The 12,774-nt window shown below is 67.8% G+C and carries 11 protein-coding genes; 5 read left to right on the top strand and 6 right to left on the bottom strand.

Annotated features, from left to right (window positions below):
* Positions 1–6: 6 nt before the first annotated feature.
* Positions 7–3,609 (top strand): indolepyruvate ferredoxin oxidoreductase family protein, encoded by a 3,603-nt coding sequence (locus ACAM58_RS26195; protein WP_369664843.1) that lies wholly within the window; start codon positions 7–9, stop codon positions 3,607–3,609.
* Positions 3,610–3,766: 157 nt separating this feature from the next.
* On the opposite strand, the gene ACAM58_RS26200 is transcribed toward ACAM58_RS26195, so the two are convergent.
* The 5 genes from ACAM58_RS26200 to ACAM58_RS26220 all read right to left on the bottom strand — a co-directional run bounded on the left by ACAM58_RS26200 (position 3,767) and on the right by ACAM58_RS26220 (position 7,593).
* Positions 3,767–4,147: a type II toxin-antitoxin system VapC family toxin gene (locus ACAM58_RS26200; protein WP_369664844.1), complete on the bottom strand. Its 381-nt coding sequence runs from the start codon at positions 4,145–4,147 to the stop codon at positions 3,767–3,769.
* On the bottom strand, positions 4,144–4,347 hold the full coding sequence (locus ACAM58_RS26205) for a type II toxin-antitoxin system VapB family antitoxin (RefSeq protein ID WP_018904925.1): 204 nt from the start codon (positions 4,345–4,347) through the stop codon (positions 4,144–4,146). Before ACAM58_RS26205 ends, ACAM58_RS26200 begins: the two co-directional genes overlap by 4 nt.
* 327 nt (positions 4,348–4,674) lie before the next feature.
* A complete protein-coding gene (locus tag ACAM58_RS26210; protein WP_369664845.1) occupies positions 4,675–5,364 on the bottom strand; it encodes an RraA family protein in 690 nt (229 codons plus the stop codon).
* 10 nt (positions 5,365–5,374) lie between these two features.
* The gene (locus ACAM58_RS26215) at positions 5,375–6,367 is read right to left on the bottom strand and encodes a Bug family tripartite tricarboxylate transporter substrate binding protein (RefSeq protein ID WP_369664846.1); all 993 of its coding nucleotides are present in this window, start codon (positions 6,365–6,367) and stop codon (positions 5,375–5,377) included.
* 17 nt (positions 6,368–6,384) lie between these two features.
* Positions 6,385–7,593: a pyridoxal phosphate-dependent aminotransferase gene (locus tag ACAM58_RS26220; protein WP_369664847.1), complete on the bottom strand. Its 1,209-nt coding sequence runs from the start codon at positions 7,591–7,593 to the stop codon at positions 6,385–6,387.
* A 102-nt stretch (positions 7,594–7,695) separates the two neighbouring features.
* Between ACAM58_RS26220 and ACAM58_RS26225 the strand changes: the two genes are divergently transcribed.
* A complete protein-coding gene (locus ACAM58_RS26225) occupies positions 7,696–8,694 on the top strand; it encodes a LysR family transcriptional regulator (RefSeq protein WP_015865849.1) in 999 nt (332 codons plus the stop codon).
* Positions 8,695–8,778: 84 nt separating this feature from the next.
* Positions 8,779–9,705, top strand: a complete 927-nt coding sequence (locus ACAM58_RS26230) for a DUF3883 domain-containing protein (protein ID WP_015865848.1) — start codon at positions 8,779–8,781, stop codon at positions 9,703–9,705.
* Between the two features lie 48 nt (positions 9,706–9,753).
* Here ACAM58_RS26230 and ACAM58_RS26235 read toward each other — a convergent pair whose 3' ends face one another.
* The gene (locus ACAM58_RS26235) at positions 9,754–10,752 is read right to left on the bottom strand and encodes an SLAC1 anion channel family protein (protein WP_369664848.1); all 999 of its coding nucleotides are present in this window, start codon (positions 10,750–10,752) and stop codon (positions 9,754–9,756) included.
* A gap of 108 nt (positions 10,753–10,860) precedes the next feature.
* Here ACAM58_RS26235 and ACAM58_RS26240 point away from each other — a divergent pair, with 108 nt between their 5' ends.
* Entirely contained in the window at positions 10,861–11,814 is a 954-nt protein-coding gene (locus tag ACAM58_RS26240) for a GlxA family transcriptional regulator (protein ID WP_369664849.1), read from the top strand.
* Entirely contained in the window at positions 11,814–12,773 is a 960-nt protein-coding gene (locus ACAM58_RS26245) for an amidohydrolase (protein WP_369665097.1), read from the top strand. Before ACAM58_RS26240 ends, ACAM58_RS26245 begins: the two co-directional genes overlap by 1 nt.
* Position 12,774 lies beyond the last annotated feature (1 nt).

The following is a 12,774-nucleotide window of genomic DNA, read 5'->3' on the forward strand; positions in this document are numbered from 1 at the left end:
CCGGGCATGAACGCCCCCCACAAGACGACCGCACTCCAGCGGCCCGGCTACCAGCTGTCCGACAACCTCTGGGCCGATGCCGGCGCCGTCTTCATCACCGGCACGCAGGCGCTGATCCGAATCCTGGCAATGCAGAAGCAGCGCGACGCGGCACGCGGCCTGCACACGCAGGGCTTCGTGAGCGGCTACCGCGGCTCGCCGCTGGGCATGGTCGACCAGGCCATCTGGAAAGCCGGTGACCGCTTCAAGGAGGCCGGCATCCGCTTCGTGCCCGCGGTGAACGAGGAGCTTGCGGCCACGCAGGTGCTCGGCACGCAGCGTGTGGAGTCCGACCCCGAGCGCACCGTCGACGGCGTCTATGCAATGTGGTACGGCAAGGGGCCGGGCGTGGACCGCGCGGGCGACGCACTCAAGCACGGCAATGCCTACGGCTCGTCGCCGCACGGCGGCGTACTGGTGGTGGCGGGCGACGACCACGGCTGCGTGTCGTCGTCGATGCCGCATCAGAGCGACCACGCCTTCATGGCATGGCGCATGCCCGTGATGCAGCCCGCGAGCGTGGCCGAGTACCTGGAGTTCGGCCTGTATGGCTACGAGCTGTCGCGCTATTCGGGCGCGTGGGTCGGCATGGCGGCGTTGTCCGAGATCGTCGAGAGCGCCGGCACGGTGGATCTCGATGCGGTGAACGCGCGCGTGTCTGCCTGGGAGGACGCTGATGTCGTGCGCGCCGCCACCGGTCACCGCCCGCCAGCGGACGGCCTGCACTACCGCTGGCCCGATCTGCCGTCGCTGCGCATCGAGTCGCGGCTGGAGGACAAGCTCGCGGCCGTGGCCGCGTTCGCGCGGCGCAACAGCATCGACCGCCACATCATCTTGAGCCCGCACGCCCGGGTGGGCATCGTCACCTGCGGCAAGGCGCACCACGACCTGATGGAGGTGCTGCGGCGCCTGGAACTCTCGCCCGCGCAGCTCGCGCGCGCCGGTGTGCGGCTCTACAAGGTGGGGCTGAGCTTTCCGGTCGAGCAGACGCGCATCAAGGACTTCGCGCGCGGGCTCGACGAGATCCTCGTGGTGGAAGAGAAGGGGGCGGTGGTCGAGACGCAGCTGCGCGACATCCTCTACAACGCCCCCGCCGACGCGCGCCCGGTGCTCGTCGGCAAGCAGGACCGCGAAGGCCGACCACTCGTCTCCGCGCTCGGCGAGCTGCGCCCTTCGCGTCTCATCGAACTGGTCGCGCACTGGCTGGCCGTGCACTTTCCCGACAACCGCGACCTGGGCGACCATCTGCAGCATGTGCGCGACTTCACGCCGCCCGAGCTGCTGGGCAATGCGAGCGATGCGGTCAAGCGCCTGCCGTACTTCTGTGCCGGCTGCCCGCACAACACCAGTACCAAGGTGCCCGAGGGATCGACGGCGCGCGCGGGCATCGGCTGCCATTTCATGGCCAACTGGATGGACCGCAGCACGGCCGGCCTCATCCAGATGGGCGGCGAGGGCGTCGACTGGATCTCGCACGCGATGTTCACGAAGACCGCGCATGTGTTCCAGAACCTCGGCGATGGCACCTACTACCACTCGGGCTACTTGGCGATCCGCCAGGCCGTCGCGGCCAAGGCCACGCTCACCTACAAGATCCTGTTCAACGACGCGGTCGCGATGACCGGCGGCCAGCCGGTCGACGGGGTCATCAGCGTGGACGCGATCGCGCGGCAGGTGGAGTCGGAAGGCGTCACCAAGGTAGTGGTCGTGAGCGATGCCATCGGCAAGTACGACGCCATCAGGAGCCGCTTTCCGCACGGCACCGAATTCCATGACCGCGCCGCGCTCGACGAGGTGCAGCGCCGCCTGCGCGAAATGACCGGCGTGACCGTGCTGATCTACGAACAGACCTGCGCCGCTGAGAAGCGCCGCCGTCGCAAGAAGGGCGAGCTGGCCGACCCGCCCAAGCGCCTCTACATCAACGAGGCCGTGTGTGAAGGCTGCGGCGACTGCACCGTGCAGAGCAACTGCGTGGCCGTGCTCCCGCACGAAACCCCGATGGGCCGCAAGCGCAAGATCGACCAGACCAGCTGCAACAAGGACTATTCCTGCGCCAAGGGCTTCTGCCCGAGCTTCGTGGGCGTCACCGGCGGCAAGCTGCGGCGCAAGAGCGGGGCGCTGGCGGTCGGGCGCGATGCCTTCCTGCACCGCGTGGGCGCGCTCGCGCACCCCGCGCCGCACGCATGGACCGGCCCCTACGACCTGCTCGTGACCGGCGTGGGCGGCACTGGCGTGGTGACGGTGGGCGCGGTCATCGCGATGGCCGCGCACCTGGAGGGCAAGTCGGCCAGCGTGCTCGACTTCATGGGCTTCGCGCAGAAAGGCGGCTCGGTGCTGAGCTTCGTGCGTCTGGCCGACACGCCCGAGCGGCTGAACCAGGTGCGCATCGACACACAGCAGGCCGACGCGATCCTCGCGTGCGACGTGGTGGTGGGCGCGTCGCCCGACGCGCTGCAGACCGTGCGGCATGGGCGTACGCGCGTGCTCGCCAACATCCACGAGATCCCGGTGGCCGAGTCGCTGCGCAACCCCGATGCCGACCTGCATGTCGATCTGCTGCTGGAGAAGATGCGCTTCGTCGCGGGCGAGGAGCAGGTCGAGACCTTCGATGCGCAGAGCCTGGCCGAGGAGTTTCTCGGCGACACGCTGGCTGCGAACATCGTCGCGACCGGCTATGCGTGGCAGTGCGGCCTGGTGCCACTGAGCCTGGAGGCGCTCATGCATGCGATCGAACTCAACGGCGTGGCCGTGGCGGCCAACCAGTCGGCGTTCTCGCTGGGGCGGCTCGCGGCGGGCGACCCCGCTGCGCTCGACCAGTTGCGTGCTGCGCCCCTGCAAGCGCAGGCGCAGCAAACCGACGCGCGCCCGCTGGATGTGCTGCTCGCCGATGCGCGCCGCCATCTCACCGGCTACCAGAACGCCGCGTGGGCCGAGCGCTTCGACAAGCGCATCCGCGCGCTGCAGGCGGCCGAGTCCGCGCTGCCGGGCGGCGATGCGCGCCTGCCTTTCACGCACAACGCGGCGCGCAGCTTGTTGAAGCTCATGAGCTACAAGGATGAGTATGAGGTCGCGCGCCTCTACACCGACGGCGCGTTCATGCAGAAGCTCAAGGACCAGTTCGAAGGCGACCTGAAGCTCGAGTTCCACATGGCGCCGCCGCTGCTTTCGCGTCCGGCGCACGGCCAGGCGCCCCCCAAGATCCGCCTCGGCGCGTGGATGCTGCCGGCAATGAAATGGCTGGCTCACGGCAAGCGGCTGCGCGGCACGGGCCTCGACCCGTTTGGCTACACGCAGGAGCGCCGGACGGAGCGCGCGATGATCATCCAGTTCGATCATCGGCTCGATCAGCTGGTCGCCGAGCTTTCACCGGCGAACCAGCAGCTCGCCGCGCAGATCGCGGCGCTGCCGCTCTCGATTCGCGGCTTCGGTCATGTGAAGCTGGCCAACCTTGCGCTCGCCACCGAGCGCGAGGCGGAGCTGCTGCACCGCTTCGCGCCGCAGCGCTATCCCCGGCCGGAGAAGAAGACGAAGGCGGGGCAGTTCAGGGGGATCGCGGTCGTGTCGCAGTGACCGCGGGTCGAGCGCAGGGCGCGCCGCGGCTGGCTTGGTTGGGCTGGACAACAAGGGCGGTTTGTCGGCAGCGGCGAGGCTCCGCCGGCGCGCGGCTGCGCCAACGTTCGGCGCATCCTGCTGCCGATGGCAAAAGGCGACATGTGCGAGCGTAGGCTCAATGCCCGACCGGGCGGTGGGCCACTGCAAATCGGTGTGCCAAGTCGCCCAAGCGCCTGTCCAAGGTCCACAACTCCGCCCCTGGTGTCATGAGCGTGGATGCCAGCAGAGTCAGGTCGATAAGCTCGCACCCCACTCCAAACAGGCGTTCCGTCTCAATCAGGACGAGCACCTCCCGCAAGTTCGCCTGCTGCATCTGTCGCAGGTGCTGGAGATGGCCGAGCGTCTGCTTGCGCGACGGCGGGGTGCCGCACGCAAGCTCTCCCAGAACCATAGGATGCATCAAAACCCTATCCAGTTCGAGCAATTGCTCTAAGGCGACATTGCGGGCGCGAAAGTGGTCAACCCAGACCGAGGTGTCGACCAGGACAGGTTTCACGAATTCATGCCTCCGCGACGGCGGGGCACATCGGGCATCTTGGGCGCACGCCCCCCGAGGGCTGCAAGTCGTTTGGCCGCTTGCACCCTCACGAAGGTCTTGATCGCTTCCCTGAAGAGGTCCGATTTGTCCATGCTGGGATCCGCAACTGCGAGCGCTTCCTCGTAGAGCGCGTCTTCAATGGTGACAGTAGTTCTCATGGCAAAATTCCGTCATCAAAAGCGATGCGTTTTAGCATCAGATTGGATGACAGGCTGCATCAGCAACAAGAGGGGCATTCGATTCTCCGATTGCCCCTCTTGCAGTGCCAAAAATGCCGACCGGTTTTGGTCGACAAAATTTAGCTTTGTATACAGCTCGGTTGCAACTGTCTCGTTATGCTTTGAAAGCAGTTCCGGGCGCGCTTTTTTCTTGCGGCGATGCCGATCGATGCGGCACCCCGCAGGAAGGTTGAAGACCGTTCACTGCCGGGTTCAAGGGCGGTGCAGGTCATGGATTCGGCCGCCGATCGTTCCCCCTGCGCCTGGCTAGAGCGTCTCGTCGTCTTTGAGTACACCCGCGCTGCGCAGCGCGGAGTCCAGCCACTTGGCGGCGGTGTTGCCTTTCTTGATCGCCTCGATCCGCGCGGCCTCGTCCTCGACCTTCCTGCCTGCGGCCTGCAGGAGCGCTTCCACTCTCTCTCGCTCGACGACGACCACGCCATCGGCATCGCCAACCACGAGGTCGCCGGAGCGAACGGTCACGCCGCCGACGGACACCGGGTGCCCGATTCGGCCTGAAGCCAGCTTGGTCGGACCGTTGGGATTGGTCCCGACCGAGAAGACGGGAAAGTCCATCTCGTCGATCTCGAGGCTGTCGCGCACTGCGCCGTCGACCACCACGCCGGCGATGCCGACCTGCCGGCAGGCGTTCATCATGATGGTGCCCATGAGGGCTGCGGTCTGGTCGCCCTTGCCGTCGATCACCAGCACGTCGCCCGGCCTGGCCAGCGCAATGGCGGCGTGGATCATCAGGTTGTCGCCCGGCCGCACTTCCACCGTGAGCGCGCTGCCGGCCAGCTTCATGCGGTGGCGCAGGGCCGCGATGCGGCCGTGCAGGGCGCCGCGGCGGCCTGCGACGTCGGCCAGGATGGCGGGCTGGAACGCCGAGGCCTGCGCGACCAGGCCGGGGGAAATGCGCGGGAAGTCGCGCGCGATATCGGGGGAGGGGCTCTTCATGTCGTTGTCCTCACTCGGCCTTGACGCCGGCGTCTTTCACCACGCGGCCCCACTTGCGCTTGTCGGCGGCCAGGAACGCACGGAACTGCTCGGGCGTGCTTCCCACGGGCTCCAGGCCGTCGGCGGCGAGCCGCTTGGCGATGTCGGGCGTCGCGAGCACCTTGGCGACTTCGCGCTGGATGCGCTCGACGACGGCCGGCGGCGTATTCTTGGCGGCGCAGATGCCCGCCCATGTCACGGGTTCGAAGTCGGGAATGCCGGCTTCCGTCACGGTCGGAATATCGGGGAACGCCGCCAGCCGGCGCGGACTGGCCACCGCCAGCGCGCGCAGCTTGCCCGAACGCGCGTACTGCATCGAGCTCACGGGCTGGTCGAAGATCATCGAGACCTGACCCGCCAGCAGGTCCGTCATCGCCTGGCCGGTTCCCTTGTAGGCCACGTGAACGATGTCGATGCCTGCGCGCGTCTTCAGCATCTCGCCCGCCAGGTGGCCGCCCGTTGCGGTTCCGGAAGAAGCGAAGTTGAGTTCGCCCGGCTTCTGCCTGGCGTAGGCGACGAGCTCCTTGACGCTGGTCACCGGCAGCGTCGAGTTGACCATCAGCATGTAGGGCGCGTTGGTGACCTGCGTGACCGGCACGATGTCCTTCTCGGGGTCGAAGGGCATGCTTTTCAGAACGTGCGGCTGGATCGACAGGGTTCCGGTGGTGCACATCAGCAGGGTGTGTCCGTCCGCCGGCGCCGTGAGCATGGCCGAGACCGCGATGTTGCCGCCGGCGCCGGGCCTGTTGTCGACCAGCACTTGCGCACCGAGCCCCTCGGCCAGCTTCGGTGCGATCAGGCGCGCCACGACGTCGTTGGAGCCGCCGGGCGAAAAGCCGACCAGGATCTTCACCGGCTTCGACGGAAAGGGATCGGCCGCGAACGCATGGGCGGCGCACAGCCAGGCGGTGCCGGCGACGAGCCACGGCAGGAGGAGTTTGGGCGGAAGCGATCGGACGTTCATGGCTGTTCCTGGTTCATTCAGACGACGACGAGTTCGTTGCGAGCCTGCGCAATGCGGCGGCAACCCTCCAGCAGCTGTTCGGTGCTGGCGGCAAAAGAGAGCCGGAAGTGCGTCGGCACGCCGTAGGCGCTGCCTTGCAACGCAGCCAGATCCTGCGCATCGAGCAAATGCATGATCCAGTCGTCGCTGCTGCCGATCTTCACGCCCTTGGGCGTGCAGAGGCCGAACAGCGCGCTGCATGAAGCAAAGACGTAGAAGGCGCCATCGGGCACCTGGCAATGAATGCCGTCGATGGCGTTGAGCGCTGCAACCACCGTGTCGCGGCGCTGCTGGTATTCGCGCCGGTTCGCGGCAACGATGTCCTGCGGGCCCGCGAGCGCCGCGATGGCCGCGGCCTGGGCGATCGAGTTGGGGCCGGACGTGCTTTGCGACTGGAGCTTGACCATCGCCTTGATCAGCTCCGAAGGACCCGCGCCGTAGCCGATGCGCCAGCCCGTCATCGCATAGGCCTTGGAGACGCCGTTGACCGTGAGGGTGCGGTCCTTGAGGTCGGGCGCCGCCTGGGCCATGGTGGCGAACTCGACGTCGCCATAGATGAGATGCTCGTAGATGTCGTCGGTGAGTATCCAGACCTGGGGGTGGCGCCTCAGCACCTCGGCCAGCGCCTGGAGCTCGGCGCGCGTGTAGGTGGCGCCGCTCGGATTGTTCGGCGAGTTGAGCATCAGCCAGCGTGTCTTGCCGGTGATGGCGCGCTCGAGGTCCGCGGGCTGGAGCTTGAACCGGTTGGCGGCCGGGCAGTCGACGAACACCGGAACGCCGCCGGCCAGCAGGGCGATGTCCGGGTACGACACCCAATAGGGGGCGGGCACGATGACCTCGTCGCCCGCCGCCACCGTGCACATGAGGGCATTGAAGATCACCTGCTTGGCGCCGGTGCCGACGATGATTTCGCCCGGCGCGTAGTCCAGGCCGTTTTCGTTCCGGAGCTTGGCGGCAATGGCCTCCTTCAGCGCCGGCGTGCCGCCGACGTCGGTGTACCGGGTCTGGCCGGCGGCCATGGCGCGGATTGCCGACTCCTTGATGTGCTCGGGCGTCTCGAAGTCGGGCTCGCCGGCGGTCAGGCTCAGGATGTCCCGGCCCAAGGCGCGCAGTTCGCGCGCACGTTGGCCGGCCATGGAGCTGGGAGAGGGTTTGATGCGATGGAGCCGGGGAGCGATATGAAGCATGGGCGCAGTATCAAAGGCCATGCGCTGCGGGACAAACGAGAAATCGGAGGATCCGGGTATTCCTTTTTTTCCTGCGGAGCATCGGGCTTACATTCCATTGGAATGAACTTCACCTTCAAGCAGCTGGAGGCCTTTCTCTTCAGCACCAAGCTCCAGAGCTTCAGCGCGGCGGCGGTGAAGCTGCACACCACGCAGTCGGCCATCTCCAAGCGCCTGGCCGAACTCGAGGAGTCGCTGGGCGGGACGCTGCTGCACCGCACCTCCCATGGGCTGGAACTGGCCCAGGCCGGGCGCGAATTGCTGCCGCTGGCCGAGGAAGCCCATCGCCTGTGGCAGCGCATCCAGCATGACATCAGCGTGGACAAGACGCTGCGCGGCACTTTCCGCGTGGGCGTGACGGAACTGATTGCGATGACGTGGCTCACGCGGCTGATCCAGCTGCTTCAGAAGCTGCACCCCCAGGTGACGCTCGAGCCGGTGGTGGACGCGGGGCTGACGCTCTTCGAGCGCCTCGAGGCCAACAAGCTCGACCTGTCCATCATGCCGGGCACTTTCTGGGGCCAGGCGTTCGAATCGATCAAGGTCGGGCAGGTCGACCAGGCCTGGATCGCGAGCCCGCGGCTCGGCATTCCGCAACGCGCCCTGGCGCCACACGAGTTTGCCGACTATCCGGTGATCGAGCAGCCCGCGGGCGCCTCGAAGAACAAGTTCTACGAGGCCTGGCGCGCGGAGCACGGTTTCCGCTTCGGCAAGGTCATGCTGACGAACAGCACGACCGTCCTGCGCGAGCTGACGATCAGCGGCTTCGGCATCAGCCAGCAAGCGCTCGACTACGTGCGCCCGGACATCAAGAGCGGCCTGCTGCGTATCGTCAAGAGCGACCCGATGCCGCCACCGCTGGTCTACAGCGCGGTCTATCGGAGCGACAATTCCAGTCCTGCGCTGGCACGCATCGTCGAACTGGCCGTGAAGACCTGCGATTTCAAGTTGCGGGCGAGCCAGCACGACGTGGCCCCGGCCCGGCCGTTGCGGGGATCGAGTTCAGGCCTGCGGCAACGGCCGGTACGCAAGGGCGTGAAGAAGAAGCCGGCGAGAAGCTAGCGTCGTGGCATTGGCCGGCACGAAAGCCGGGCCTCCGCCGATGCGGCATACTCCCACCCCCCAACTCGCCAGAGACCCCGCTGAATGGACAAGGAAGTCGACCCCAAAGTGCTCGCCGTCATCGATGAGATGCGGCTTTCCGGACCGCGGCTCACGCCGGTCGAGATCGTTGCGAAGATGGGCGTCTTCGATGCGCGGGAAAAGCCGTTCGACCACGCCTGGCTTGCAACGGGCGACAACGTCATTGCCACCATCTGGGCCGAATTCGTGAACATCGGCGCCGGCGGACACTGGTTCTGCCTCGAGTCGCTCGACACGCAGCACCGCGTCGGCGGCGGCGTGCGCAGCCCCCAGCAGATCCAGCGCGCCAAGGACCGCCGTGCGCTGCTCAAGCGCACCGTCGATGCGGGCCAGGGCTTCCGTGCCGTGCTGCAGACCAACCGCGTCGCCATTGCCGAGCTCGAGAGCAACAAGAGCGCGAAGGTCTCCACGCGGGTGCGCGACGACGCCGAATGGCATGTTGCAAGCTGGGATTCCGACCAGCAGCTCGCGATCCTGGTGCGCGGTCCGCGCGGCTGGGTGCCCGGCGAAGCGGAGATACAGGCGGCCAAGGCGCGGGGCAGCGTGCCGGTCGCTGCGGCCGCCGATGCGGGCGCTGCGGCTGCCGAGCGGTCGGCCTCGCGGGAAGAGGTCCAGGCCGCCGCCATGGACTACGTGATGCGCCACTTCAAGGGCTACGGCTACAACGCCGAGGACGTCACTGGCCAGAAGCTCGGCTACGACCTCGAAGTGTCGAACGCGAAGGGCGCCAAGCTTCTCAGGGTGGTGGTGAAGGGCACGTCCACCGGGGTGCCCAGTTTCCGGCTCACGGACGAAGAACGCGCAAGCTCGGCGCGCGAGCCGCTCTGGCGGCTGCTGGTGGTTGCCGATGCCATCGGCACCGCGGCGCAGCACAAGATCTACAAGCCTTCAGAGATGGAGCAGGCGCCGGGGTTCGAGCCGCTGGACTAACGGGCATTGCTGCTTTCGTGGCGGCCGTGGGCCTGGAAAGCCCCTGGCTCAGCTGAACAGCTTTCCGTTGAACGCGATGCGCAGGGTGCGCACCGTGAGCACCGCCAGCGCCACGGTCAGCATCCCGAGCAGCAGGACCGCGATGGTCCACAGCGGCGCGGTCGCCCGCAGTTGCGCGTACTTCAGCGCCGCGTTGGCCAGTGCGGCCATCGGGAAGCCGATCGCCCACCATCCCGCGGAGAAATTGATGCTGGGCCGGAACACCTTCGGCGCAAGCACCGCGAACATGAAGAGCGCGAAGTAGAAGAGCAGCGCGGCAAAGCGGTCGATGCCGCCCGTGATGTTCGTGTAGGCAAGGAACCCGACCGCGAAGGGCCCCACGAGGATCATCAGCGAGGGCGTCATTGCCGGCGCGAGCGGCGGCTGGTGCACCAGCCGGCCGACGATGAGCACGAGCAGCACCAGTGCGAGCACCGCGCCCACGGCCATTGCCAGCAGGTTGAGCTCTGCGGCCCAGGCCATGGACGGCTCGTGCCCGGCGGTCACTGCGATGTCCAGCGTGGCGACGCCAGGGATCAGCCAGGCCGGCACCGCATGCGATGCATCCAGTTGCCCCCTGAGCAGGCGCGAGACCACCACGAAGCCGAGCACGAAGGTCGCGATCGCGCCCAGGGTCCACAGCGCGTGCGCGGCGGACGCACTGTAGGGCGCGATCACGGCCGACAGCAGCAGCATCGAGATGACGATGGTGCCGAAGAAGTTGCCGGTCACCGGGTGATTGAACTCTCCGCGCACGGCCTGCGGATGCCTGGCCAGCTTCGTCGCATAGCCCAGCGCCAGCAGCACGAAGACGCCGAGCGCAAAGGCGCCGATGGCCTCGCCGATGACGGCCGGCGCGCCCAGGCTGCCATGTGCCAGCCGCCAGGCCAAGGCCAGCCCCGAAAGCCCCATGACAGAGCCGAACAGGTTGACGGGCAGGTTGCGCAGCGAAGCTTCGCTTGCGGCGTGGAACACCGGAAAGGGCGGATTCAATGACTCGTTCTGCATGATGGCCTCGTTGGCTGAATTTGCTGGTACGGATAGTTTCTGCCAAACTGCTCGGGCCGTGGGCGCCGCGGCACGACGTTTTCCGCCAATCACCGAGCCTTCACCGCCATGCGTGTCGCGATCCTTGCCTTTCCCCGTGTCCAGCTGCTCGACGTCGCCGGCCCCGCCGACGTGTTCGCCGAGGCGGCCCGCCAGCTCGGGCAGCCGCGCGCCTACCAGGTGCAGGTGATCGGCACCGAGACAGGGTTGCTCAAGAGCAGCAGCGGGGTGCGGTTGGCGGTCGATGCCACGGTGGGCACGCATCGCGGGCCGATCGACACCTTGCTCGTGGCCGGCAGCCCCGGCATGGATGACGTGGTCGGCGACGCGGCGCTGCACAACTGGCTCAGGCGCCAATCGCGCACGGTGCGCCGCTACGGCTCGGTGTGCAGCGGCGCCTTCGTGCTCGCGTCCGCCGGGCTGCTGGACGGCAAGCGCGTGGCGACCCACTGGAACTCCACCGCGCGCCTGGCCACGGCCTACCCGCTGGCATGTGTCGAACCGGACGCGATCTATGTGAAGGACGGCAAGCTCTTCACCTCGGCCGGGGTGACCGCGGGCATGGACCTGGCGCTCGCCATGGTGGAGGAGGACCACGGCCGCGAACTCGCGCTGCGCGTCGCGCGCGAGCTGGTGATGTTCCTCAAGCGCCCGGGCGGCCAGAGCCAGTTCAGCGCCCACCTGGCGGCCCAGACTTCCGAGCGATCGAGCATGCGGCAGGTGCAGGACCATGTGCTTTCTCACCTGAAGGACGACCTCTCCGTGCCCGCGCTGGCTGCGCTGGCGGGCATGAGCGAGCGCAGCTTCGCGCGGATTTTTCGAAGCGAGACCGGCACCACGCCGGCCGAGTTCGTCGAGAACGCCCGCATCGATGCCGCCCGCCGCCTGGCCGAGGAGTCGCAGCTGCCGGCCAAGCGCCTGGCGGGGGAGGTGGGCTATGCCAACGTGGACGGCTTCAGGCGCGCCTTCGGCCGGCGCCTTGGCGTGAGCCTCGTGGAGTATCGGAGGCGGTTCGCGAAGTGATGGCCGGTCCCGGCCGAGGCGTCAGAATAGGCGAGGCCCCATCCTTCACGAAGCCCATGAAAGCCATCGCGTCCCTCACGGCCCTTGTGCTGGCCACCTGCCTTGCCGCGGCGCCTCGCGCCCAGCCTGCGCAGACTTCGCCGCCCTATGCCGGCCCGCTGTTCGACACGCACCTGCACTACAACCAGGAAGCCTGGGACGGCAACACCGGACCCTACCCGCCCGCCGAGGCGCTCGCGCGCATGCAGCGCAACAACGTGACGGCGATCATTGCCAATTCGAGGCCCAACGCCGGCACGCAGACGCTGGCCGCGGCGCGCGAGACCCGCGCCGCCGGCGTGGCCGTGGTGCCCTTCGTGCGGCTGTACCGCAACCGCGACGACTACAGCAACTGGTTCCGCGACGAGAGCATCCACGACATGGTGCAGGCCGAGCTGGCGCGCGGCACCGCGAGCGGGCCCTACCGCGGGATCGGCGAGTTCCACCTGTACGACAGCGCCAATGCCAACGGCCCGGTGGCCAAGAAGCTGGTCGCGCTGGCGGAGCGGCAGAAGCTCGCGGTGCTCGCGCACGTCGACGACGTGGCGATCGACCTGTTGATGGCCAACGCGCCGTCGAAGGGCCGGGACCTTCGGCTGATCTGGGCCCACACGGGCATCGGCGGCGCGCCCATCGAGCGGGTGCAGGCGCTGCTGGAACGCTATCCGCTGCTGATGGGCGAACTCTCGTACCGGCCGGGCCTGACCTGCGAAGGCGGCAGGCTGTGCCCCGAGTGGCGCGCGCTGATCCTCAAGTACCCGGAGCGCTTCATGATCGGCTCCGACACCTGGGTGAACCAGCGCTGGAGCGCCTACGACGAGATCATGCGCGGCTACCGCACCTGGCTCGGCGACCTGCCGCCCGACGTGGCGAAACGCATCGCCTGGGGCAACGCGGCCGCGCTGTTCGACCTGCGCTGAG

Origin of the sequence: Variovorax sp. V116 (assembly GCF_041154435.1) — a bacterium.
GTDB lineage: Bacteria > Pseudomonadota > Gammaproteobacteria > Burkholderiales > Burkholderiaceae_C > Variovorax > Variovorax paradoxus.

Excerpts from the sequence above, each read along its gene's own strand:
- ACAM58_RS26195 (WP_369664843.1), top strand. The coding sequence starts at position 7 with ATGAACGCCCCCCACAAGACGACCGCACTCCAGCGGCCCGGCTACCAG.
- ACAM58_RS26205 (WP_018904925.1), bottom strand. The coding sequence starts at position 4,347 with ATGAGAACTACTGTCACCATTGAAGACGCGCTCTACGAGGAAGCGCTC.
- ACAM58_RS26210 (WP_369664845.1), bottom strand. The coding sequence starts at position 5,364 with ATGAAGAGCCCCTCCCCCGATATCGCGCGCGACTTCCCGCGCATTTCC.
- ACAM58_RS26215 (WP_369664846.1), bottom strand. The coding sequence starts at position 6,367 with ATGAACGTCCGATCGCTTCCGCCCAAACTCCTCCTGCCGTGGCTCGTC.
- ACAM58_RS26220 (WP_369664847.1), bottom strand. The coding sequence starts at position 7,593 with ATGCTTCATATCGCTCCCCGGCTCCATCGCATCAAACCCTCTCCCAGC.
- ACAM58_RS26225 (WP_015865849.1), top strand. The coding sequence starts at position 7,696 with ATGAACTTCACCTTCAAGCAGCTGGAGGCCTTTCTCTTCAGCACCAAG.
- ACAM58_RS26230 (WP_015865848.1), top strand. The coding sequence starts at position 8,779 with ATGGACAAGGAAGTCGACCCCAAAGTGCTCGCCGTCATCGATGAGATG.
- ACAM58_RS26235 (WP_369664848.1), bottom strand. The coding sequence starts at position 10,752 with ATGCAGAACGAGTCATTGAATCCGCCCTTTCCGGTGTTCCACGCCGCA.
- ACAM58_RS26240 (WP_369664849.1), top strand. The coding sequence starts at position 10,861 with ATGCGTGTCGCGATCCTTGCCTTTCCCCGTGTCCAGCTGCTCGACGTC.
- ACAM58_RS26245 (WP_369665097.1), top strand. The coding sequence starts at position 11,814 with ATGGCCGGTCCCGGCCGAGGCGTCAGAATAGGCGAGGCCCCATCCTTC.